The sequence below is a fragment of the Clostridium hydrogenum genome, assembly GCF_021432385.1.
GTDB classification, from domain to species: Bacteria; Bacillota; Clostridia; order Clostridiales; family Clostridiaceae; genus Clostridium_S; species Clostridium_S hydrogenum.
Genome location: NZ_JAEACT010000003.1, coordinates 300,016 through 324,539, shown reverse-complemented (window position 1 = coordinate 324,539; position 24,524 = coordinate 300,016). Strand labels below are relative to the sequence as shown.

The window sequence follows — 24,524 nt, the reverse complement described above, 5'->3', positions numbered from 1 at the left end:
GTAATATAAAATATTATAGTTGTTTTAAAGCATTATGTAAATATTTAAAAGGGGGAAATAGATTATGATTAATAATCGTAAAAAATTGAAAAGAGTAATAACTATGGCTATGGCTTCTGCTTTAATGACAACAACTTTTGTAACCACATTTGATAAAAAGGTTATGGCGGCTGCCATTGCTCCAAACGCCGTAAACCAGACCTATGAGCAAAGATTTCAAGAAATGTATAGCAAAATTCATGATTCAAGTAATGGATATTTTAGTTCACTAGGAATACCATATCACTCAGTAGAAACCTTTATGGTAGAAGCTCCAGACTATGGGCATGAAAGCACAAGTGAGGCCTTTAGTTACTATATGTGGCTTGAAGCAATGAATGGAAAGTTTACAGGAGATTTTTCTGGCTTTAAAAAATCCTGGGATACAGCAGAAAAATATATGATTCCTTCACATGCTGACCAACCGGCAATGTCCACCTACAAAGCAAACAAGCCAGCAACCTATGCACCAGAATTTGAAGATCCTAGTAAATATCCTGCAAAACTTGATACAAGTGCACCAGTTGGCACAGATCCTCTTGATGCAGATTTAAAAAATGCGTATGGTACAAGCGATGTGTATGGAATGCATTGGTTACTTGATGTAGACAACTGGTATGGTTATGGATCACGTGAGGATGGAAAGACTTCTCCTTCCTTTGTAAATTCATACCAAAGAGGACCACAGGAATCTGTTTTTGAAACAATTCCGCAACCATGTTGGGATGCTATGAAATATGGCGGCAAAAATGGTTATTTGGATCTTTTTACAGGTGATAATTCTTATTCAAAGCAATTTAAATATACAGATGCACCAGATGCAGATGCACGTGCTGTTCAAGCAACTTACTATGCTGATAAGTGGGCAAAGGAAGATGGTCAAGATGTAAGTCAAGACGTAAGTAAAGCATCTAAAATGGGAGATTATTTAAGATACTCAATGTTTGATAAGTACTTCAGAAAAATAGGAGCTTCAGCACAAGCAGGAACTGGATATGATGCGGCTCACTATTTACTTGGTTGGTATTATGCATGGGGTGGTGATGCAGAAAATAATTCTTGGTCATGGAAAATAGGCGGCAGTGCTAGCCATTTTGGATACCAAAATCCATTAACTGCATGGGTAATGTCTTCAAATTCTGATTTCAAACCAAAGTCACAAAATGGTACAAGAGATTGGGGAATGAGTTTAAAGAGACAGCTAGAATTCTATCAATGGTTGCAATCATCAGAAGGAGCAATAGCTGGTGGGGCAAGCAATTCAAATAATGGACGTTATGAGCCTTGGGATAATACAACCTCAACTTTCTATGGAATGGGATATCAAGAAAACCCTGTTTATGCAGACCCAGGCAGCAATACTTGGTTTGGTATGCAGACATGGTCAATGCAGCGTGTAGCCCAATATTATTATGAAACAAAAGATATAACAGCTAAAAACTTGCTAGATAAATGGGTTAAATGGGCTAATTCTACTATACAGTTTAATAAAGATGGATCTGTAAGTGTGCCTTCTACAATAGATTGGTCAGGTCAACCAGATACTTGGACAGGTATTTCTACAGGAAATCCTAAGCTGCATGTAAAGATAGTTAACTACTCAACAGATATAGGTGTAGAATCATCACTTGCAAATACCTTATCTTATTACGCAGCTGCAACTGGAGATCAAACTTCAAAGGATAATGCAAAGAAGATATTAGATAGTATATGGACTAACGATCAAGATTCAAAAGGTGTTTCAGTTGCAGAAACAGCAAATTCTTATAGTCGTATATTTAACCAAGAAGTATACGTTCCACAGGGTTGGGATGGAAAGATGCCAAATGGTGATGAAATAAAACCTGGAATAAAATTTATAGACATACGTTCAAAATATAAAAATGATCCAGACTATGCAAGAGTAAAAGCTGCTGTTGATGCAGGTCAAGCACCAGTATTCAAGTACCACAGGTTCTGGGCTCAAAGTGAATTTGCAATAGCAAATGGCACTTATGCTATGTTGTTCCCAGACCAAGCTAAAACTTTACTTGGAGATGTAAATGATGATGGGACTGTAGATATATCGGATGTAGTAGCATTGAGAAACTATATTGTAAATGGTACAGGTAAAATAGATTTAAAAAATGCTGATGTAAATAAGGATGGGACTGTAGATATATCGGATGTAGTAGCATTAGAACAGCAAATAATTGATAATAATTAACTTAAATTAGGAGATGGTCAAAATGAAAAGAAATAGGTTTTTTTCGGCTGTTATTGCAATTTTTTTCGCAATGACAATGATTATCCCACAATATGAGCTGCATGCAGAAGATATTAGTAGTACTGATGATTATTTACACACGGATGGAAATAAGATATTGGATGACAGTGGCAATCAAGTCAGACTTACAGGTATAGCATGGTTTGGATTTGAAACGCCAAATTCATGTTTTCATGGACTATGGGCTAACAGATTGGATGATATGTTAGATATAGTTGCAGACAATGGATTTAACCTCTTAAGGGTTCCACTTTCAGTTCAACTTGTTAATCAGTGGCGTCAAGGAGTATATCCAATGCCTGATTCTATAAATTATTATATTAGTCCAGAATTACAGGGGAAAAATAGTCTGCAAATACTTGATATGACTGTTGCATATTGTAAAAAAATAGGACTTAAAGTAATGCTCGACATGCATAGAATAGAAAACAGTGGACAAACCCCAACCTGGTACACTAGTAACTATTCAACAGATGATTATGAAGCATGTTGGGAATGGCTTGCAAATCACTACAAAAATGATGATACGGTTATTGCTGCCGATATTTTTAATGAACCGCATGGTAAACCATATGGGCAAAGTGAAGGCGCTAAATGGGATGCTTCTGCAGATGCAAATAATTGGAAATATGAGGCAGAAAAGGTTTCTAAAAAGATACTAACTATAAATCCAAAGCTTTTAATAATGATTGAGGGCGTGGAAAACTACCCAAAGGAAGGACATGACTATTCAGATACAAATCCAAATGATTATTATGGAAACTGGTGGGGAGGAAATTTAAGAGGTGTTAAAGATTATCCTGTAAATTTGGGTAATTATAAAAATCAAGTTGTATATTCTCCTCACGAGTATGGACCAAGTGTATCTCAGCAGCCATGGTTCCAGAATGGTTTTGATGAAGAGAGTCTAGAAAAAGATACTTGGGGACCAAATTGGTTCTACATTCACCAGAATAATATAGCCCCTATTTTAATTGGTGAATGGGGTGGAAAAATGGATGGCAGCGATAATGAAAAATGGATGAGGTATTTAGCCGATTTCATAAATAAAAACAAGCTTAACCATACTTTTTGGTGCCTTAATCCCAATTCTGGTGACACAGGAGGTATCTTAGACTATGACTTTAAAACAGTAGATCAAGCTAAATTAGCTTTAGTACAGACTACACTCTGGAAAGACCAAAGCAGCGGTAAATATATTGGCCTTGATCATCAGGTTAATTTAGGTAAAGACGGCACACATGTGGGAGCAAGTACTTCTAATATACAAATGGGTGATATCAATAGACGTTTAGCAGATTTAGTAGGTTTAAGAAATATGCCATTTGCACATTAAAAATTAATTATAAAGGCTGTTTTAAAGTATGACTTATAGGAATATTTTAAAACAGCTTTTTGAAAAGGAGATGGAAATAGTGTTAAGAAAAAAATTAAAGGTTTTAAGTATACTTTTTCTAGCGGCAATGATGATAACACCAGCAATTCCAGCCGGTTCAATTAAAGTTAAAGCAGATACAAATACTGCAACTTATAACTATGGAGAAGCACTGCAAAAATCTCTTATGTTCTATGAACTTCAGCGTTCAGGTAAATTAGGAACACAGGATAGAAGAGATAATTGGCGTGGAGATTCAGGCTTAACAGATGGTGCTGATGTTGGAGTAGACCTTACTGGTGGATATTATGATGCTGGTGATAATGTTAAATTTAATCTTCCTATGTCATATTCTATGGCCATGCTTGCTTGGTCACTATATGAAAACAAGGATGACTATGTTAAAAGTGGTCAATTAAAATATATAGTCAATGATATTAAATGGGGAACAGATTATCTTATGAAATGCAATCCATCACCTAATGTATTTTATTATCAAGTTGGCGATGGAAGTTTAGACCACGCCTGGTGGGGACCAGCAGAAGTAATGCAGATGAGTAGAACATCATATAAAGTTGATTCTTCTAACCCAGGCTCTACTGTAACGGGAGAAGCAGCCGCAGCACTTGCAGCAACAGCAGTAGCCCTTAAGGATAGTGACCCAGATTATGCTGAAGCATGCCTTAGCCATGCAAAGAGCTTATTTAATTTTGCAGACACAACTAAAAGTGATGCTGGTTATACAGCAGCAGATGGATATTATAATTCTTGGAGTGGATTTTATGATGAACTTTCATGGGCAGGAGCATGGTTGTATTTAGCAACAGGTGATTCTACTTATCTTGATAAGGCAGAAGCTTATGTACCTAAGTGGTCAACTGAAAATCAAAGCACTACTATTGCATATAAATGGGCACAAAACTGGGATGATGTGCATTATGGTGCAGAATTATTGCTTGCAAGAATAACAAATAAACAAATATATAAAGATTCAATGGAAAGAAATCTTGACTATTGGACTACTGGTTACAATGGTGAAAGAATAGAATATACGCCAAAGGGGCTTGCTTACCTACAAAAATGGGGCTCGCTTAGATATGCAACTACTATGGGCTTTATAGCAGATGTTTATGCAAATTATGATGGATGTACGGCATCTAAAGTACAAACTTATAAGGATTTTGCAAAGAGTCAACTTGATTATGCCCTTGGAAGTACTGGCAGGAGTTATGAAATTGGCTTTGGACAGGATTATCCAAAACACCCTCATCATAGAACGGCAGAAAGTTCTTGGAGTGATCAGCAAACAGAGCCAAGCTATTGCCGTCACACGTTATATGGGGCATTAGTTGGAGGTCCAGATGATTCTGATAGTTATACGGATGAAGTAAGTAATTATACTCAAAATGAACCAGCTTGTGACTATAATGCAGGGTTTACAGGATTACTTACTAGAGAGTATCACAATTATGGAGGAAATCCAATAGCTAACTTTAATGCAAATGAAACTCCAACAAATGATGAATTCTTTGTGGAAGCAGGAGTAAATGCAAGTGGTCCAAACTTTGAAGAAATAAAAGCTATTTTAAACAATAAATCAGGTTGGCCAGCTAGGATGGGAGATAAACTTTCCTTTAAGTATTTTGTTGATATAAGTGAGCTTGTTAAAGCAGGTTATTCAGCTAAAGATGTTAAGTTGAGTTTAAATTACAATGAAGGAGCAACTGTTACTGGATTAATTCCATGGGATGTTAGCAAGAATATATATTATGTAAATGTTGATTTCACAGGTACTAAAATTTATCCGGGTGGACAATCAGCTTATAAAAAGCAGGTACAATTTAGAATGTCTGCACCTGATGGAGTTAATGTTTGGGATAACAGTAATGATTTCTCTTATCAAGGAATTAATACGACAGCAGGCGGACAGCCTACACAAACTAAAAATATACCTGTTTATGATGCAGGAAAGAAGGTTTATGGAAATGAACCTGGCAGCAATGTTTTATTAGGTGATGTAAACAATGATAATAAAGTTGATATATTGGATTTTGCAGCTTTAAGAGATTATTTATTAGGAACTGGAACTAGCAATATAAATTTAAGTGCTGCCGATTTAAATGGGGATGGAAGTATTGATATAAAAGATTTATTGGTTTTAAGAGATAAAATAATGCAATAGTATGGAGGTAATTGATAATGAAAAGAAAGATGCCATTTATTGTAGTAAGTATTTTGATAGTAATCTTAGCCATTTGTTTAGGGGTTAGCAAATCAAAGGCTAACCCTAATACTGCTAATAAAAAGGATAAGGTTGTAAGTGAAAGTAAAAAAAGCAGCGATAAGAAAAATAGTGATGCAAACAAGAAAAGTGTGGCTTTAGCAAATAATAGCGATAAAGAAAAAAATTCAGCAATACAATATGAAAAAGTAAAGGATGCTGATTTGAAGGTAACTGTTGGAGATGCTTCTTGTAGTGCATTAGACAATGGAGAAGTTTTTGTTAATTTTGAAAACGTAACCAAGAACGGAATAAATGCCTGTGAAATGTTAATTAAATATGATCCATCAGTAATTAAAATTACAGAAATTACTCCAGGTAAAATTGTTAAAAATGCTAGGGATAATTTCTTTACAAAGGTTGATGAAAAAACAGGATATATGAAAATATTTTATATGCAAAGTTCAAAAGAACAAAACGATATAACCCAAAAAGGAAACTTTGCTCAAATAAGATTTCAAATAAAACAAGCTGCTAAAAAAGGCATTTCAGCTATGCAGATAGCAAAAACAAGTGTATTTTGTGACAAAGCACTGCATAAATACAAAGCTTCAATAAAGAATGGGAATATAAATGTAGAATAAGGGGTGAGGTACATGAAAGTGAAGAAGTTAGCATGTTTGGTTGTTATTACCTTTATTTCATCTATAACATTAGGGTCCGTGTCTGGAGGGCATAAGGCACATGCAGGCGTAATAGGTGATATTAATATTAACGTAGATACTCAAGCTGAAAAAAATGCTATTAGTCCATATATATATGGAACAAATCAAGACTTTGCTAATGCAAAAGTAAACTCAAGAAGGATAGGGGGAAATAGGCTATCCTGCTACAATTGGGAAAATAATTTTTCTAATGCTGGAAATGATTACATGTATTCTAGTGATGATTATTTGATGTCTTTATATAATGTTCCAGGGGAAAAAAGGAATGAACCAGCTTCTGTAATTACTACATTTCATGATAAATCATTAGCTGAAGGTGTACCATATTCTCTGGTTACATTGCAAGCAGCTGGATATGTTTCAGCAGATGGAAACGGAGCTGTGGCTAAAAATGAAACAGCACCCTCTAACAGATGGAAAGAAGTTAAATTTCACAAGGGCGGACCACTATCACTTACTCCAGATTTAAATGACAACTATGTGTATATGGATGAGTTTGTAAACTTTTTAGTTAATAAATATGGGAAGGCTTCAAGTTTAACAGGCATAAAAGGATATTCATTAGATAATGAGCCATCTTTATGGTCAAGTACTCATTCTGAAGTTCATCCAAATAAAACAACATGTGCTGAAATATTAAATAAAGATGTGGAACTTTCAAAGACTGTAAAAGGAATAGATCCAACAGCAGAAGTATTTGGACCAGCACTTTATGGTTTCTCGGCCTTCAACTCCTTTAATGATGCTCCAGATTGGAGTTCTGTAAAGGGGAACTACAGTTGGTTTATAGATTATTATTTGGATAATATGAAAAAGCAATCTGATGCAGCAGGAAAAAGGCTGTTAGATGTATTAGATTTACATTGGTATCCAGAAGCAACAGGTGGCGGCAGTAGAATAGTAGGTGGAACCTTTGATCCAAATAATATTGAATGCAATAAAGCAAGACTTCAGGCACCTAGAACCTTGTGGGATCCTACGTATACTGAAAATAGTTGGATTGCACAGTGGGACAAATGGGCACTACCATTAATACCAACAGTAAAGGCTTCAATAAATAGGTATAATCCTGGCACAAAACTTTCCTTTTCTGAATATGACTATGGAGGAGAAAACCACATAACCGGTGGTATTGCTGAGGCTGATGTGCTTGGAATCTTTGGTAAATACGGAGTGTATAATAGCAATTTTTGGCAATGCCAAGATGATGACAGCTATATTCAATCTGCATTCAATCTATACAATAACTATGATGGAAATAATTCAACTTATGGTGATACTAATGTAAAATGTAATACTTCGGATGTTACAAATAGTTCTGCCTATGCATCTGTTGTAAGTAAGGATGGAAGTAAATTGCATTTAATTGTATTAAACAAGAACTATGATAGTCCAGTTAACTTTAACTTTAATATAAGCAGCGACAAACAGTATAAGTCAGGAAAGGTTTGGGGCTTTGACAAAAATAGTACAGCTGTTATACAAAAACAAGGTATAACAAATATAGCGAATAATAAATTTACCTATAAAATACCTCCTCTTACAGCTCTCCATATTGTACTTGATACTAATAATAACAATATAATGTATGGAAATTTAAATGTAGACAATACGATGGATATGCTTGATTTTGAAGCATTAAGAAATAAATTATTATAGATATACCTTTTAAAATACAAAAATCAATTGATAAAAGTTTGCAAACATTAATTTTTAAGTCTTTTTAGATAACATATCTATATAAAAAAATTAATAGAGGTGGAGAATTATGAATAGGGCTATTGCGTGTGTTGCAGCTATTTTTATGGCAGGTGCTCAGATTTTTCCTGTTGGCAGTAGGCAAGTAAAGGCAGCAACAAATTTTAATTATACAGATGCTTTTGCTAAATCAATCTTGTTTTATGAGGCAAATTGGTGTGGAGCTGATGCAGGAAACAACAGAATTAAATGGAGAGGACCTTGTCATGAGGAAGACGGCAGCGATGTAGGAATCGATCTTACAGGAGGTTTTCATGATGCTGGTGATCATGTTAAATTTGGATTACCTCAAGCTTACTCAGCAGCAACCTTAGGATGGTCATATTACGAGTTTAAAGATGCTTTTGCAGCAAAAGGTCAAGACAAATACATGCTTAATATACTAAAACATTTTACAGATTATTTTCTTAAATGTTACCCCAATAACACTACATTTTATTATCAATGTGGTGATGGAACTACAGATCATTCTTATTGGGGACCACCAGAACTTCAAAAAACTTCAAGACCGACTTTATTTGTAGCAACACCAAGTAAACCAGCATCAGATGTTTGCGGTGAAACGGCAGCGGCGCTAGCACTTATGTCAATTAATTATAGAACTGAAGATTCTATATATGCAGATAAATGTCTTACCGCTGCAGAAAATCTGTACAATTTTGCAAAAACTTATAGGGGACTTAGTCAAAGTGGAGGATTTTATACTTCATCTAGTTACTTGGATGATTTGTCTTGGGCTGGTATATGGCTTTATGAAGCCACAAATAAAAACAACTATATGACAGATGTACAAGGTTTTATCAATGAAAAAGGTATAAGTGGCAATAATACTTATGCTAATCATTGGACACAATGCTGGGATGATGTGTTTAGCGGCGTATTTTTAAAACTTGCACAGATAACAAATGACCCCAAATATAAAACAATAGTAGAAGAAAATCTTGATTACTGGATGGAGGATGTGAAAACTACGCAAGGTGGATTAAAGTACCTTACAGATTGGGGAACTTTAAGATATACTGCTGCTGAATGCATGCTTGCTGAAGTTTATTATAAGACAACAAATGTAGATAAATATATTAACTTTGCTAAAAGTCAAATAGATTATATACTTGGTAATAATCCTGAAAACATGTCCTATGAAGTTGGCTTTGGAAGTAATTACCCAAAATACCCCCATCATCGTGCAGCTAGTGGAAGACTTGAAGGAGAACCTGGTAATGAAAGTAAAACCGAGCCTGAAAAACATCTTTTATACGGGGCATTGGTAGGAGGACCAGATGATAACGATAAATATGTAGATAACATTGAGGATTATCAGCACTCTGAAGTTGCTCTAGACTATAATGCAGGTTTTGTTGGAGCTTTAGCTGGAATGACCAATTATTATGGCGCAAAGCAGCTTCCGCAAGCAACGCCTGGGATTGAAGCTAATACACCTGAAAATTATGTTGAAGCTACAGCGATGAGAGAGAACAATCAGGCCTGCACAATACAGGCTTCTATTCACAATGATTCTATTTTGCCGCCCAAATATGAAAAAGGATTAACATTTAGATATTTTGTTGATTTAAGTGAATATTATGCAAAGGGCTTAACAGCAAAGGACATAACAGTTAGTGCAAATTATTCGCCAAATGTTGGCAAGATTTCAAACTTAATTCCATGGGATGAAAAGAATCATATTTATTATGTTGAGGCTAGCTGGCCTGATATGGAGATATATGGAAAGCAAGAAATACAATTCACTTTAGGTTGCTACAATTCAAACGATTGGGATTCTTCAAATGATTTTTCTCACAAAGGGTTAACAAGTAGTGCTGCTATAATTACTAAAAATATACCAGTATATCAAAATGGTGTGAAAATATATGGAGATGAGCCTTTAAGTGGAACAAAAATAGTTGGAGATATAAATAAAGATGGAAGTGTTGATGTACAGGATTTAATGCTGCTTAGAGATTGTTTAATTAATGGAAACAGTCAAGTAGATACAGCTTTATATGATGTAAATGGAGATGGAAAGATAGATATTTTAGATTTAACTAAATTGAGAGATTTAATAATTTAGTAGGAGGATAAATAAAATGAAAAAACAAGGATTTTCAATATTAATGGTTTTTGTATTTTTATTTAGCTTGATTGGAATTACTGGGGTTAGTAATAAGGTTCACGCTGCCGACACTAATTCTGGTGGAATAAATTGGATGAATAATACAAAGTATTGGCCACTAGGAGCGGATTATGCTTGGAAGGATTGGGGTAGTGATTTTAGCGATAATGGATGGACTGATAGATTTACCAAAATTAAAGCAGATTTTGATAGTATGGCCTCACAGGGTGTACATGCTGTAAGATGGTGGGTATTTTGTGATTCGTGGGCAGCACCGCTTTTTTCAAGCACTGATGGCAGTGGTGTTTGCACTGGACTCCCAGATAAGTGGATTGATCACATGATTGAAGCTACAAATTATGCAAAATCAAAAAATATGAAAATATACTATACTTTCACAAGCTTTGATGTAGCTAAGACTAATAAAGCTTTTTATCATGGAAGCATAATTGATAATTTAACTGTTCGTAAAAGCTTTATAGATAATGCTGTAACACCAATCGTTAAAGCACTTGGAAATAATGAGGGTGTAATGGCTTGGGATGTTGTAAATGAACCAGAGTGGATGATTTCTTCTAATGATGGCGGAAACCCTGGAGAAGCTATAACTGGATTTTCACTTAGTACAGTCAGATCTTTTGTAAAAGATATGGTTGATTGCATACACCAATATGCAAAGCAGCCAGTAAGTGTTGGAAGTGCCAGCATGAAATGGATAGGTGGACAGTACAACTTTTGGAGTGGACTTAACCTAGATTTCTATGATTTCCATTGGTATGATTGGGCAACACCATGGTTTAATCCATTAAGGACATCAGCAGCAGCTTTAAAACTTGATAGGCCAGTAATGATTGGAGAAATGATGCCAGATACAATGAACTCTTCTTTAAAAATGTCTCATGAACAAGTACTTGAAGGATTACTTAAAAATGGTTACAGCGGATATATGCTTTGGGCATGGACTGATAGCAATACAAATTGTGTAGGTAAAACTTCGCCTGATTTTGATGAATTTGTTAAGAATCATCCAGAGTTACCTATAACTGCAACGAGTGGCAGTTATGCTAAGGGTGATGTAAACGACGATGGAAAGGCAGATATAACAGATTTGTTTTCATTAAGAGATGCATTATTAAATTAATTTTTATATAAAGGAGTGGAAGCTATGAATAGAAAATTAGTTGGTATGGTGACGGTATTTTTTATGACTTTTACGTCAACAATGTCAGCAGTTACCTTTAAGCAAGCACAAAAACCAATTAAAGTAAAAGCTGCGGCAATTGCAAAAAGTGATGTGACCTCATCAACATATAAATGGAATAATGTAAAAATTGATGGAGGCGGATATGTTCCAGCTGTAATCTTTAATCCTACTGAAAAAGGATTGGTGTATGCACGTACAGATATGGGGGGTGCATATAGATGGGATGCAGCAAACAATAAATGGATTCCAATAACGGATTGGGTTGGTGAAGATGATTGGAATTTAGAGGGATGCACTAGTTTGGCCACTGATCCAGTTGAAACAAATAGAGTATATATAGCAGCAGGGATGTATACAAACAGTTGGACAGATATGAATGGATATATATTGAGATCAGAGGATAAGGGGAATACTTGGCAGAGAACAGAGCTACCTTTTAAATTAGGTGGAAATGAACCTGGAAGGGGTATTGGAGAAAGACTTGCCGTTGATCCTAACAATGATAAGATACTATATTTAGCTGCGCCAGGTGGAAATGGACTTTGGAGAAGTGAAGATTACGGTGCAACTTGGTCACAGGTAAAAGCCTTTCCTAATGTGGGTAATTTCATATTAAACCCAGGTAATGATTATGGTGGTAATAACATAGGCGACCTTTGGGTTACTTTTGATCCATCAACAGGTTCTAAGGGCAGTGAGACACAGACTATATATGTTGGTGTTGCAGATAAAAATAATAGTATTTATTGTAGTAATGATGGTGGTAAGACTTGGAGTGCTGTTCAAGGACAACCAACAGGATATTTGCCTCATCATGGTGTTTTAGGTTCAAATGGAATGCTTTATATAACATATAGTGATTCTTGTGGACCATATGATGGAACCAAGGGAGATGTTTGGAGGTATGATACTAAAAATAAGATTTGGACTAATATAAGTCCAGTAACGGATTCAAGTTCAGATGACTACTTTGGGTATGGTGGAATTTCAGTAGATGCACAGCATCCAAATACTTTAATGGTGGCGGCCTTAAATTCATGGTGGCCAGATGGAAATGTTTATAGAAGTACAGATGGAGGAAAAACTTGGAGTGCAGCATGGAAATGGGACGGATATCCAAATCGTGATTTAAAGTATACTCAGGATATTTCAGCTTCAAAATGGCTTGATTGGGGGAAAGAAAACAATCCGCCAGACAATGTATCTCCAAAACTTGGATGGATGATGGATGATATAGAAATAGATCCTTTTAACTCAGACCATATGCTTTATGGAACTGGAGCTACTTTGTATGGAACAGATGATTTAACGGATTGGGATAAAAGTGGTGGTAAGATAACAATATCTGTTAAAGCTGATGGAATCGAAGAAACTTCTGCACTTGCGCTTATAAGCCCACCAGAGGGAGCACAACTTATAAGTGGACTTGGTGATATATGCGGATTCAGGCATGATGATATAACAAAGGTACCAACAAAAATGTTAACAACTCCAACCTTTACATCAACTACAAGTATAGACTATGCAGAACTTAATCCAAGTGCTATGGTTAGAGTTGGTGATGTAAATAGACAAAACGATAGTACTACAAATAATTGTGGATTTTCAAATGATGGAGGTAAAAACTGGTGGCAAGTAAATAGCAATGTTTCAGGTACAAGTGGCGGTGGAACGGTTGCAATGTCATCTAAAGCAACTTCAGTAGTATGGTCACCACAGGGAGGTGCCGTGAGTTATTCTACTGACTCTGGTAGTTCATGGAAAGCTTCAAATGGTATTCCTAAGGGAGCTTTAGTGGCATCTGATCGTGTCAATACAAATAAATTTTACGCTTTGTCAGATGGAAATTTCTATATTAGTACAGATGGTGGGGCAAGTTTCATAAAGACAGGAGCAACTGCATTACCAAAAGATGCAACTAAAGCAAATATAAAAGCAGTACCTGGAATAGAAGGTGACATATGGTTATCTGGAGAAGGTGGAATATGGCATTCTACAGATTCTGGAGTAACCTTTAATAAGCTTAGTAATGTACAAGATGCTATATCTATAGGCTTAGGAAAAGCAGCTCCAGGAAAAAGCTATATGACTTTATATTCAGCAGCAAAAATAAATAATATACAGGGAATATTCCGCTCCGATGATGAAGGAAAGTCTTGGATAAGAATAAATGATGATGAGCATCAATATGGAGTTTTAAATAATTGCATAACAGGCGATCCAAGAATATATGGAAGGGTATATATTGGAACAAATGGAAGAGGTGTAATATACGGAGATATTGATTCTTCTAATCCTGTTTAAAATAAATTATATTAAATCTCCTACTTTTTTTCTTTAATGTGCCTTAATTAATATAAAATTGGGCTATCGCACTGAATCAATGCGATAGCTTTTTTACATAAATCGATTTTAAGTAATAATTTTTCACATTGCAAATTTCAAAAATTATTGATATCCTTTAATTGTTAGAGATTGCACGTGAAAGGAAGATTTATATTGAACAAAAGGTTTGATGGGTATTTACTCATTTCAGATATGGATGGAACTTTAATTGATAATAGTGGTAAAATTTCAGATAAAAATATTGAAGCAATAAAAAAATTTCAAAATTATGGCGGAAAATTTGGAGTGGCAACAGGGAGAACAATAGAATCTGCCAAAAAGTATATTAGTAAATTACCTGTGGACATGCCTGCAATATTATATAATGGTGCTAAAATATACGATTTTAATAAAGATGCAGTGCTTTTTGAAGTAGCCTTAGAGGATAAAATTAAAGAAATTATAAAAGAAGTTAAGAAGTATGACAGTACTCTTGGACTAGAAATATACAGCGATGAAAATACATACATATATAATCCCTGCAGATTTACTGAAAGATTTAAAAAAAGAGGCTATGGAATTTATTACGAAGTGCCAGAGGAAGTATGGCAACAAAAATGGACAAAGGTTCTTATAGTTGGTGAAGAAGAACAAATTGATTATATAGAAGAAAACTTTGAAAAGATTTTTGAAAAAATAAATTTGATAAGAAGTGGAGAAAATTATTTAGAAATATTACCAGAAGAAACTTCTAAGGGAAGCACTTTAAAAATACTTTGCAAGGAATTAGGCACAGATATATTAAAGGTGGCTGCGGCCGGGGATAATATGAATGATTATGAAATGTTAATGAATGTTGGGTATGGCTTCGGAGTTTCAAATGGAAGTAAAAAACTTTTAAAGGATTGCAAATACATATGTGCAGCAAATGATGAGCATGCTATTGAAAATGTGGTGGATTGGATGTTTAAAAATCTATAGGGGTGTGAGTAATTGAAAAATAAAAACTATAATTTTTTGATTTTAATACGATATTTTTCATACGTTTTGATTGGTTTGTGTTCATTTTTTTATGGAAAGTCAGATTATAAAGAAATATATTTTTTTATAGCTGTATTTTTAATTTATATGATAAACTCTCAGTTTAGAATTTACTATATTAAAAATGAAAAATACATAGTCTTGTCCTTGATATTAGACTTTATCTTAGCTAGTTTAATGAGCGCCTTTATTAAAAATTTTAGTTTGATATGTTATTTTATTTCTATTTTAGATGCAGTTGTACTGCTGCCTGGATTATATTCATATATTATGCTTGGATTTTATTGTATTGGTACAAGCTTTTTTACAATTAAAATTCCGCTTCAAATAAATATAGAATACAATATTATAAGTGTTCTTTTCAACATAATATTAATAGGTACTTTTGGATTTATTGGTGCAAATGTTAGTGAAGAAAAAAGACGAAAATTAGAAGCACAAGAGCTTTATGATAAACTTAGAATTTCTGAAGAAAAGCTTGAGGAGGCTTATGAAAAACTTGAAAGATATTCGGAAACAGTAGAGGAACTTAGCATATTAAGGGAAAGAAATAGAATATCAAGAGAAATACATGATTCAGTTGGACATACCTTATCAGCAATTTTAATACAACTTCAGGCACTTAATTATGTTGTAGATAAAAGTAATGAACAGGGTATTGGTATGATAAATGAAATGACCACTTTTGTTAAATCAGGAATAGAAAATGTAAGAAGAACTGTTAGGCAGTTAAAGCCAACAGATTTCGATAGATATGAAGGCATTTTTGCCATTGAAGAAATGATAACAAAATATAAAAAATTAACTGGTGCAGAAATAAGGTTAATACTTTCAAAGGAGAAAAGAACTTTAAGTTCAGATGAAAGCTTCATTAGTTATAGGATTGTTCAAGAGGCTTTAAATAATGCCATAAGGCATGGACATGCATCTTTAATTGAAGTGTCAATTCAGTTTTTTAATGATAAACTTTATATGAGAATAAAGGATAATGGGATTGGGACGGATAATATAAATAAAAGTTTTGGAATTACTGGAATGGAAGAAAGAGTTAAAAAGCTTGGAGGGACATTGGCGGTTCAAAGCGAAAAAAATAAAGGGTTTGAGGTTACCGTAAATATACCAAAGGTAAGTGATGAGAAAAATGATATGATAAGACAGTAGTTAAGGGGGAATAGCTTTGGAACAAATAAAAATTCTTATTGCTGATGATGAAAAACTTATACGTGATGGATTAAAAATAATATTAAATGCAAATGATGAACTAAATGTAGTTGGGGTTTCTGAAAATGGTGAGGCAGCTATAGAGTTTTGCAAAAAGGAACAAGTAGATGTAATTTTAATGGATATAAGAATGCCAATTTGCGATGGTGTTAAGGCAACAAAAATAATTAAGAATGAATTTCCAAATGTGAAGATTTTAGTACTCACGACCTTTAAAGATGATGAATATATATTTGATGCTATGAAGTTTGGGGCTAATGGATATATTTTAAAGGATACTTCTTATGATGTCATAATTGATGCTGTAAAGAGTGTATACAAAGGCAATGTTGTGGTAAATCCTGAAGTTGCATCACTAATGGTTTGTGGGCTAAATAAAAATCAACAAGGTGATTTAGAAAATATAAAGGATAAATATAAACTAACTGATAGACAAATAGAAATAATTATATGCATAGGTTCTGGGCTTTCTAATAAGGAAATAGCTGAAAAGCAGTATGTAACAGAGGGAACCGTAAAAAATCATATTACAGAAATTTTATCAAAACTTGAAATGCGGGATAGAACTCAAATTGCTATTTTTGCACTTAAAAACAATCTTGTTTAAAAGAGGTTATGATGTTTTAAATTTAGTCGAGGTAAGTAAATATATTACGAACCATTAAAACAGAGTAAATTGAATAATGGTTCGCATTGTTTAAAAGTTGAGTATAAAATAATTTTAGTGTTGGGGGCAGTTATTTAATTTATTTTTATTCGTATTTTTTGATCTTTTAAAAGCTCTAGCTGTTGCATTTTTCCAATAGGTTTAATTTGAGCTACCTTTGAGAAATCTACAGTCTTGTTTACAAATGTAAGTATTTCGGTATATGTTCCATCTTTTCTGTCTATGGAAGTACTTTCACCACCTCCATTATCTAAAATGTTATTTCCGTTAGCATCGAAGAATTCAAATTCAGGATCAAATAAAGTGACTCCATCTTTATGGTAATTTACTCTTATTGAGTTTTTATCATAAGAAATTTTATCAACAATGGTACTGCCAATAGTACTTGTTTTAAAAGTTATAGGAAGCTTTGATATAGGTTGTTTTTCTAAATCAATTTCATTTTTAGATCCTTCATAATTTAGATAGTTTATTGGAACTAAATCAATGTATTTTGTATTTAAATTTGCTTTTAAGAATTCAAAAGAGTTTGTTGACTTACCATTTATAGGTCCAACCGTATCTGTGTTTAAAATATCAAGGGAAATTCCTCGGTCATCAAATAGAGCAAATGGATTAATAGTACCACGTGAATTTTTTTCACTTACTACAATTTGATTTCCAAAATGAGATATTAAAACTTTATCTATAGCAAGCTCATCCTGAATACCATTAATAGAAATAGTTTTGTTTATGTTAGGTTTCACAGTTTTGCTGTTTACAAGTACTTTAGATTTATCGACAGAAGTCTGTATTTTCCAAGTTCCTTTAACATTACATATATTGTTTGTGCTTATTTCTAAATTGAAGGTTTCTGGTAAACTTAATTGGGATACGTTAAATCTAACCATGGATTTTAAAACCCTTTTGCCGTTTTCAAAATATGCATCATTATCATTATTATTAGATGCTTTTAGTGTTTTTCCATTTACTTTAAAATCAAGAAATGGTGTTGAAAATTGTGATTCAAAAAGCTCATCTTTACCAGTTTTATTTATAGAAACAGGATTTTTACTTTCAATAGTTAAGAAGACGTTTATGAAGTTGTCATCAACAGCTATATTGTTTACGGTGAATTTTATGTTTTTATCATAAGAGGATACTCCAACAGCTTTGTTGAATTTTTCAAAATTAGTTTTATCAGCGGAATATCTTGTATCATTATTATTGAAATAAGATATAACTGAACCCACTAAGTTTCTAACCTCTGGAGTAGCAGCCATTACTGTAGTTGTTGCCAAAACTGTAGATATAGTTGCAGCTATAAAGGCTACTTTTAATATTTTACTTATATCTTTTATACTTAAATCCTCATAGTAAAATAAAATTACAACTGCCTTAAAGTTTTCTTCTAATCTTTCTACATAAACCATAAGACCATCCCCGTGATTATCTTCATAGCTTCCGGTGCAGTCACTAAAATCTTCTTGCAGTTCAATTTTTTTATGCTGCCTTAATATTGAGTAACATTCATTTACAAGTATTTTCATTAACCAAGGTTTAAAGCTATCAAAGGATTTTAAGTTATCTATACTTTTATATGCCTTTAGAATAGTCTCACTAATAGCATCCTCTACGTCTGCTTCATTTTTTAAAATGCTTTTGGAAAGCCTGTACAATGAAATCTTATTTTGTTGTATAAGATCCACAAATGTTTCTTTTACTGAAATTGTTGAATTAATTAAGTTAAAGCTCATTTCTTCAATAGTACTATTTTTGAAATCCAATTATTAATCACCTCCGTACATATGATAGATGATTTAGCTCTAAGAAAGGTTCCCTAAGAAAATTATTTTTTACGTTAAGCGATTTCAGACGATCCTTGAATGTTGCAAATACTTGTCTTTAAAAATTAACTTTTGGTAAAATATTATAAATAATATATACGATTATAGCCCATTATAGTATAATTAGACCATATTTGTATAAAAAGTTGGAATTTTTTAAATATTTAATAATTAGGCTAAGTTTTAAAAGAATGTTGATAAAGATATACCATTGTGAAACTTAAAATTTATTTGTACCAAAATGCCGTCTTCTGGGCATTATAGTGCACATGAATTTTAATAGTTGAAATGGTTTATCTAAAGTGAAACTACTGCGAAACTCAAACTATTTATGTTCCAAAATACCAATCTTCAAGGGATTATGGTGAATATATAGTTTATAGTTGAACTAGTTTCACTATATAGAACTTAAATTTTCATATTTCTCAGCAAACTTTAAGGAAACTCTCAGTTTGTATTAAAGTTCTCGTATTATAATTAAAAGTATAAAGTATACCAAAATAGTGCTGGTTTTAGAGGAGGCGAATATTGTGAAAAAGATGATTAACCGTATACCTAATATAATAACGGTGTCAAGAATAGTTATGACTTTTATATTATTGTTTTTGATTGAAAAAAGTTTTTCACATAATAATGTATATTTCATGTGGATATTAGGGGCTTTTGCTATGATTTGTTTTTCTGATTTAATAGATGGGAAGATTGCAAGAAAATTAGATGCGGCATCAAAATTTGGAGCAAAGCTTGATGTGTCAGCTGATTTATTATACATAATTATTTCATATGTAGCTCTAATAAATTTTAATGTATTGCCATTATGGTTTTTCATTTTTGTATGCTTAAAATTTTTAGAATTTGTAATTACTTCGAAGCTTATTAAACAATATAGTAATTCGAATAGTGTATTTGTTTTTGATAAGATAGGAAGAATAGTATCAGCAGCTTTTCTTGTTATCCCGGCAATAGCATGTCTTTTTAATTGCTTAGGGAGTTATGGTTTAAAGATTTTATTTAATTGTATTCTATATGTAATGCTTGCAGGTGGAATTTATTCTTCGTATTTAAGAATAAGAAAATGTGCAGCTATAAGGTTAAAAGAAGTATTAGAGATAAATCATTATGATGCAAATTGATTTTAGTAGTTGAATTGGTTTATCTATAGAGTGAGGGAGGAACAAAAATGAAAAGAAAATCTGGAATTATAGTTATATTATTAAGTATTGTTATAACAGCAATTTTATGGGTGGGTGCGAAACCTACGAGGACAATTCCGACTGTAACTGAGTATTCGGAGCTTTTAGCTGCTTTTGCATTGGTGGCTTTTGCATTTATAAATTTTATTTCTACAAGACATAGATTTTTAGATGATTTGTTTGATGGACTGGATAAATCATATATATATCACAAATATTTAAGCATTTCAGCACTTGTTTTAGTTGTAATTCACAATATAACAATAAGTATTGGAAAAAAAGTTCAAATAAGTTCTGGAATTAAAATACCAAGAGATCCTTATGCAATGTATGGAAGCTTCAGTTTATATTTATTTGTAATTCTTATTCTTGTGGCTATCTTAGCAAAAAAATTAAATTATGAAAGATGGAAAAATATTCACAAGTTTATGATTTTAGCTTATGCAATGGGGCTTTATCATTATTATGGAAGTTCAGATTATGCAGCTTTATCTTTTGGTGCCTTTAGTTTATGGATGGATTTTATAAATTTAATAGGTATTTTATCAGTTTTATATAGTGTGTTTATATATGAGAGTTTAGGATTTAAATATAAGTTTAAAGCTATAAAATTAGATATCGTAGCTAATGGTACTTTAGAAATTACAGGTGGCTCAATAGGTAAAAGTATGGATTTTAAACCAGGTCAATTTGCTTTCTTAAAAATAAAGGGTGATAAAAATAATTTTGCGTCTCATCCCTTCACTATAAGTGAGGCTCCTAAAAAAGGAGAGATTCAATTTACTATTAAAGGGCTTGGAGATGATACAAAAAAATTATTTGAAACACTTAAAGTTGGAGATAAGTTTTCGGTAGAAGGCCCACATGGAAAATTTCACTATAGCAAAGGCTTAGAAAATCAAATATGGATTGCTGGAGGAATTGGTGTTACACCTTTTAGAAGTTTCCTTCAAAGTGATATCCCTAAAAATTACTCGGTTGATTTCTTTTATGCATATAATAATGCAGAAGAGGGAGCATATGTTGATGAATTGAAGGCTTTAGCTGAAAATAAACAAAATATAAAACTACATCTTATAAACTCTAAAGAAAAGGGATTTTTAACAGCAGATAAGATATTGCAGGAGGTAGAAATAAAACAAAATTTTGATGTTTACTTCTGCGGACCTAAACCTATGAGAGAAGCCTTAAGAAAACAGTTCGAAAGTAGCAATGCAAAGGTTAATGAATTGCATTATGAAAATTTCCAATTTAAATAAAGGCTATGTTTAGTTAATGAACAATTCACAGCAAAATCAATTTGCATCAAAATGCCTAGAAGGTGGCATTTTGATACAAATTAATTTTGGTAGTTTCAAGCGGTTTATCTCTAATAGTATATTACTTTACATTCACGTTTAGTTTAAAAGTATTTATAGTTGAAATTTCACCTAAGGATCTTTTATATTGAAGTTCAATAGTAGTTGCTCCAACATTGTTTGCCTTAAATAGCCAGCGAGTATTTAAAGAAGTACTTGGGCAGTGTGATGGATTAAATGCAGTTATTATGTTGAAATTACTTATGCTTTCGAGTAAGGAATTGTCAAATGATTGTAAGTCCCAAGAGTAACCGCCGTCAGCACCTACATTTGGAAGGGTTAATTGAAGTGTAGAACCCTTTGCTAAAGTGATGCTTTGGTTATTAGAATTTTGATCAACCTGTACAAAATCTGAATTAATAGTAAATGGCATGCAGGTTCCATTTGCAGAACCTATAATGTATAGCACATATGAATGACCTGGTGCATAACTATTAGTTGGTGTAACCTTAATTTGTTTGCCATCAGCTGATAGAGTAAGGGTTGTACTTACTTTTTTCTGGTTATCATCTAAAACAAAAATTGATGAATCAGATACATCTGTTTTTTGTATGGAATTTTTTAAATTAATATTCCAAACCTTATCTTTTGATACATTTTCCCTAAGCGGCATAGAAATCCAGTTATTTAAGATTGATTGATTTTCAATATTTATACTAGGTACGGTAGGTAATGACGCAGCACAAGCAGCATTTCCACCAATAAGCGATGATGTACCAATAGCACAAATAGCGAATGAAATTAAATATTTTTTTAATCTATTCATTATAAAACCTCCTTAATATAATCAGCTTAGTATAAATGTAATAATTAAACAAGTGTGGTATATGATTGTGAAATAACAAAATTGTGTGAAATAGTTAAAAAAATAAAGTTAATCTACAATTAAGTATGTTTTTTACATAAAAATAATAGTAATGGAAGTATGGGAATTGTATCAAGGTGCCAAAAAGTATGTAAAATGAGATGGGCATATATTGACAGTTAGTATTGTGATAACTATGATAAAGGTATTAACTAAATTGGGAGTGTTTAAGGTGAACGAAAATGATTATATACAAAGAATAATAAAGGGAATTTCTAATTTACTAGTCAGTATAGCTGCTGGTAAGAATGCTGTGGAAAGCTGCATTGATGAAAGTACTAATAGTGTAGTTATTTCTGAAGATAAATTGTTAGAAATTATGATTAAAAGATATATGAATGAGGGGAAAATTAATGAGGCTGAGGATATGCTATTTGAAGAAATAGAAACAAATAGGTCGGCTAAAAATTTAGAAACTGCCTTGTATTTTTATAAAGAATTAAATGAATGGGATGAAAAAAGGCTTAGTAAATATAATTTTTCTAAGAGAGAGATAGTTGAGGGGTTGAAAGAAGTAAGAAGGTTATATGAAAATAACAAATAAATTTTATAGTTTTGTGTTAACGATGTAATGTTATTCTGATTATAGTGGGGTGCAACAACGACTCGTGTAAAAAACAGCCACGATATAGTAATTACCATTTTAATGAACTGTAAAGCAAGAACGGTAATACCATTTTGTGGCTGTTAAGACGTCCGTTATTTTTGCTTTGTCACTTCTGCATTTCAGCACTTACCAAATTATGAAATACTTTATCTGGAAGAATATTATTTAATGCAATTAGATTCTTTGATTTTCCAACTGGATAACGCATTTTATCACTTTTAGAATTAGCTGCTTTAAAAATCGTTTCTGCTACTTCTAAAGGATTAGACCCATTATTTCCATTCGTAACTAAATTAGAAACAACCTTTTGAGAATAAGCTTTATAATCGTCTAAATCGTTATTCTCCATAACCGTCATTGAGCGTCCGTAAAAATCTGTTTTTATTACACCTGGCTCGATTATTTTTATTTTTATATTAAATGGACTTAATTCATATTGCAACGATTCCGAAAATCCTTCTACCCCCCATTTTGTTGCATGGTATAATGTTTGCAACGGAACTGCTGTTCTGCCAGCAATAGAAGAAATATTAATAATTATGCCAGATTTCTGTTTTCTAAAATATGGCAACATTTCTTTTGTAGTATTTATTAATCCAAATAGATTGGTATCTAACTGATTCCGAATCTGTTCTTCTGTTGCTGCTTCTAAAGCTCCAATAGTATAAAAGCCAGCATTATTTATTAGTACATCAATTTTTCCAAAATAATCAATACCTTCTTTAATAGCTTGCTTAATACTTTCCGTCTCTTTAACATCGCATCTTAAGATTTTTATATTTTTATTTTTGTTAAGTTCAGTCTCAATCTCTGGTTTTCTCATAGTGGCAATAACATTCCATCCATTATTAGAAAACAATTTAGCCGTTTCACGCCCGATGCCTGATGAGGTTCCTGTAATAAAGACTGTTTTCATATTTTTTTTCTCCTTTCTTTAATTCCCATCACTATATCTTCCAATGTATTTTCTACAATAGCAATTACTTGTTCATCTCTGTATTGAATATTTGAAGTTGCTATTACAGTCGCTATTCCTTGAACTAGCAGACTTATTCTTTCCAGAATGTCCGAGCACTCATTGTCATTAAGCTGATATTTTAATTTAATTTCATACCAGATTTTCTTATTACTTTCAAAATTCATTCTAGCATTAATGAAATTTTCACCAATGCAATATTCTGATAAATAAATCAATTTAAAGATGTTTTTTTGATTTTTTGCCAAATTTATTACCTTGAGATAGCTACTACGCATGAAAGAATCTAAATTGGTATCGCAGAATACATCATGTTCAAATTTTTGGCAGGCAAGATCATGTATGCTTTGCTTTAATTCTTCCATGCTTGGGAATTGACTAAAAATAGGTTGGGTAGAACAACCAAGCATTTTAGCCATACTTCTTGAGTTTACACTTTCAATTCCGCTTGCTATTACTAGTTTATATCCAGTTTCTAAAATCATTTCTTTTGTTATTTTTATACTTGGTGGCATATTAATTCTCCTTTAACTTATTAAATATCACTTGTTATATATCTAATGATATATAACAAGTGATATTTTGTCAATAGATTAAAATAATATTTAATTGTAATTATTTATATTTTTACGCAACGGTTTAGCAATACTAAGTAATTGATGCATTTTCTGATATTGAGTTCACCATTTTTGTGAAAGTAGTGTTTTATGAGGAACTTAGGGATGGAACGATAGATTTATTGCA

The 24,524-nt window shown here is 32.6% G+C and carries 18 protein-coding genes; 14 read left to right on the top strand and 4 right to left on the bottom strand.

Translation table 11 applies throughout. From position 1 onward, the window contains the following. Positions 1 to 64: 64 nt before the first annotated feature. The 11 genes from CUEA01_RS14780 to CUEA01_RS14730 all read left to right on the top strand — a co-directional run bounded on the left by CUEA01_RS14780 (position 65) and on the right by CUEA01_RS14730 (position 16,895). Positions 65 to 2,245: a glycoside hydrolase family 48 protein gene (locus tag CUEA01_RS14780; RefSeq protein WP_234122459.1), complete on the top strand. Its 2,181-nt coding sequence runs from the start codon at positions 65 to 67 to the stop codon at positions 2,243 to 2,245. A gap of 22 nt (positions 2,246 to 2,267) precedes the next feature. Further along, complete coding sequence (locus CUEA01_RS14775; RefSeq protein WP_234122458.1) at positions 2,268 to 3,641, top strand: glycoside hydrolase family 5 protein; 1,374 nt, start codon at positions 2,268 to 2,270, stop codon at positions 3,639 to 3,641. A 70-nt stretch (positions 3,642 to 3,711) separates the two neighbouring features. Continuing rightward, on the top strand, positions 3,712 to 5,862 hold the full coding sequence (locus CUEA01_RS14770) for a glycoside hydrolase family 9 protein (protein WP_407929258.1): 2,151 nt from the start codon (positions 3,712 to 3,714) through the stop codon (positions 5,860 to 5,862). 17 nt (positions 5,863 to 5,879) lie between these two features. Further along, entirely contained in the window at positions 5,880 to 6,545 is a 666-nt protein-coding gene (locus CUEA01_RS14765; protein WP_234122457.1) for a cohesin domain-containing protein, read from the top strand. Between the two features lie 12 nt (positions 6,546 to 6,557). Next, the gene (locus tag CUEA01_RS14760) at positions 6,558 to 8,285 is read left to right on the top strand and encodes a glycoside hydrolase family 44 protein (RefSeq protein ID WP_234122456.1); all 1,728 of its coding nucleotides are present in this window, start codon (positions 6,558 to 6,560) and stop codon (positions 8,283 to 8,285) included. A gap of 109 nt (positions 8,286 to 8,394) precedes the next feature. Continuing rightward, entirely contained in the window at positions 8,395 to 10,455 is a 2,061-nt protein-coding gene (locus CUEA01_RS14755) for a glycoside hydrolase family 9 protein (protein ID WP_234122455.1), read from the top strand. A gap of 16 nt (positions 10,456 to 10,471) precedes the next feature. Continuing rightward, on the top strand, positions 10,472 to 11,638 hold the full coding sequence (locus tag CUEA01_RS14750) for a glycoside hydrolase 5 family protein (RefSeq protein WP_234122454.1): 1,167 nt from the start codon (positions 10,472 to 10,474) through the stop codon (positions 11,636 to 11,638). Positions 11,639 to 11,662: 24 nt separating this feature from the next. Beyond that, positions 11,663 to 14,005, top strand: coding sequence for a sialidase family protein (locus tag CUEA01_RS14745; RefSeq protein WP_234122453.1), 2,343 nt, complete (start codon positions 11,663 to 11,665; stop codon positions 14,003 to 14,005). 195 nt (positions 14,006 to 14,200) lie between these two features. Beyond that, positions 14,201 to 15,007, top strand: coding sequence for an HAD family hydrolase (locus CUEA01_RS14740; RefSeq protein ID WP_234122452.1), 807 nt, complete (start codon positions 14,201 to 14,203; stop codon positions 15,005 to 15,007). A 12-nt stretch (positions 15,008 to 15,019) separates the two neighbouring features. Next, positions 15,020 to 16,228, top strand: a complete 1,209-nt coding sequence (locus CUEA01_RS14735) for a sensor histidine kinase (RefSeq protein ID WP_234122451.1) — start codon at positions 15,020 to 15,022, stop codon at positions 16,226 to 16,228. A 16-nt stretch (positions 16,229 to 16,244) separates the two neighbouring features. Beyond that, positions 16,245 to 16,895 (top strand): response regulator transcription factor, encoded by a 651-nt coding sequence (locus CUEA01_RS14730; protein WP_234122450.1) that lies wholly within the window; start codon positions 16,245 to 16,247, stop codon positions 16,893 to 16,895. 134 nt (positions 16,896 to 17,029) lie between these two features. Here the strand turns inward: CUEA01_RS14730 and CUEA01_RS14725 are convergent, their stop codons facing one another. Further along, complete coding sequence (locus CUEA01_RS14725) at positions 17,030 to 18,721, bottom strand: sigma-70 family RNA polymerase sigma factor (RefSeq protein WP_234122449.1); 1,692 nt, start codon at positions 18,719 to 18,721, stop codon at positions 17,030 to 17,032. Between the two features lie 599 nt (positions 18,722 to 19,320). On the opposite strand from CUEA01_RS14725, the gene CUEA01_RS14720 reads away from it, so the two are divergent. After that, entirely contained in the window at positions 19,321 to 19,914 is a 594-nt protein-coding gene (locus CUEA01_RS14720; RefSeq protein WP_234123356.1) for a CDP-alcohol phosphatidyltransferase family protein, read from the top strand. Positions 19,915 to 19,961: 47 nt separating this feature from the next. Further along, positions 19,962 to 21,233 carry a ferredoxin reductase family protein gene (locus CUEA01_RS14715; protein WP_234122448.1) on the top strand — a complete coding sequence of 424 codons (1,272 nt, stop codon included), beginning with the start codon at positions 19,962 to 19,964 and terminating at the stop codon, positions 21,231 to 21,233. A 121-nt stretch (positions 21,234 to 21,354) separates the two neighbouring features. Here the strand turns inward: CUEA01_RS14715 and CUEA01_RS14710 are convergent, their stop codons facing one another. Continuing rightward, complete coding sequence (locus tag CUEA01_RS14710; RefSeq protein ID WP_234122447.1) at positions 21,355 to 22,098, bottom strand: protease inhibitor I42 family protein; 744 nt, start codon at positions 22,096 to 22,098, stop codon at positions 21,355 to 21,357. 271 nt (positions 22,099 to 22,369) lie between these two features. On the opposite strand from CUEA01_RS14710, the gene CUEA01_RS14705 reads away from it, so the two are divergent. Beyond that, positions 22,370 to 22,741 carry a DUF6483 family protein gene (locus CUEA01_RS14705; protein WP_234122446.1) on the top strand — a complete coding sequence of 124 codons (372 nt, stop codon included), beginning with the start codon at positions 22,370 to 22,372 and terminating at the stop codon, positions 22,739 to 22,741. Between the two features lie 169 nt (positions 22,742 to 22,910). Here the strand turns inward: CUEA01_RS14705 and CUEA01_RS14700 are convergent, their stop codons facing one another. After that, complete coding sequence (locus CUEA01_RS14700; protein WP_234122445.1) at positions 22,911 to 23,720, bottom strand: SDR family oxidoreductase; 810 nt, start codon at positions 23,718 to 23,720, stop codon at positions 22,911 to 22,913. Beyond that, positions 23,717 to 24,295, bottom strand: a complete 579-nt coding sequence (locus CUEA01_RS14695; protein WP_234122444.1) for a TetR/AcrR family transcriptional regulator — start codon at positions 24,293 to 24,295, stop codon at positions 23,717 to 23,719. The genes CUEA01_RS14700 and CUEA01_RS14695 overlap by 4 nt, the downstream gene beginning before the upstream one ends. Positions 24,296 to 24,524: the final 229 nt, after the last annotated feature.

Bases quoted from the DNA above. Each gene is read 5' to 3' on its own strand.
- CUEA01_RS14715 (WP_234122448.1), top strand. From the start codon at position 19,962: ATGAAAAGAAAATCTGGAATTATAGTTATATTATTAAGTATTGTTATA.
- CUEA01_RS14775 (WP_234122458.1), top strand. From the start codon at position 2,268: ATGAAAAGAAATAGGTTTTTTTCGGCTGTTATTGCAATTTTTTTCGCA.
- CUEA01_RS14710 (WP_234122447.1), bottom strand. From the start codon at position 22,098: ATGAATAGATTAAAAAAATATTTAATTTCATTCGCTATTTGTGCTATT.
- CUEA01_RS14695 (WP_234122444.1), bottom strand. From the start codon at position 24,295: ATGCCACCAAGTATAAAAATAACAAAAGAAATGATTTTAGAAACTGGA.
- CUEA01_RS14755 (WP_234122455.1), top strand. From the start codon at position 8,395: ATGAATAGGGCTATTGCGTGTGTTGCAGCTATTTTTATGGCAGGTGCT.
- CUEA01_RS14750 (WP_234122454.1), top strand. From the start codon at position 10,472: ATGAAAAAACAAGGATTTTCAATATTAATGGTTTTTGTATTTTTATTT.
- CUEA01_RS14700 (WP_234122445.1), bottom strand. From the start codon at position 23,720: ATGAAAACAGTCTTTATTACAGGAACCTCATCAGGCATCGGGCGTGAA.
- CUEA01_RS14720 (WP_234123356.1), top strand. From the start codon at position 19,321: ATGATTAACCGTATACCTAATATAATAACGGTGTCAAGAATAGTTATG.
- CUEA01_RS14760 (WP_234122456.1), top strand. From the start codon at position 6,558: ATGAAAGTGAAGAAGTTAGCATGTTTGGTTGTTATTACCTTTATTTCA.
- CUEA01_RS14765 (WP_234122457.1), top strand. From the start codon at position 5,880: ATGAAAAGAAAGATGCCATTTATTGTAGTAAGTATTTTGATAGTAATC.
- CUEA01_RS14745 (WP_234122453.1), top strand. From the start codon at position 11,663: ATGAATAGAAAATTAGTTGGTATGGTGACGGTATTTTTTATGACTTTT.
- CUEA01_RS14780 (WP_234122459.1), top strand. From the start codon at position 65: ATGATTAATAATCGTAAAAAATTGAAAAGAGTAATAACTATGGCTATG.
- CUEA01_RS14770 (WP_407929258.1), top strand. From the start codon at position 3,712: ATGGAAATAGTGTTAAGAAAAAAATTAAAGGTTTTAAGTATACTTTTT.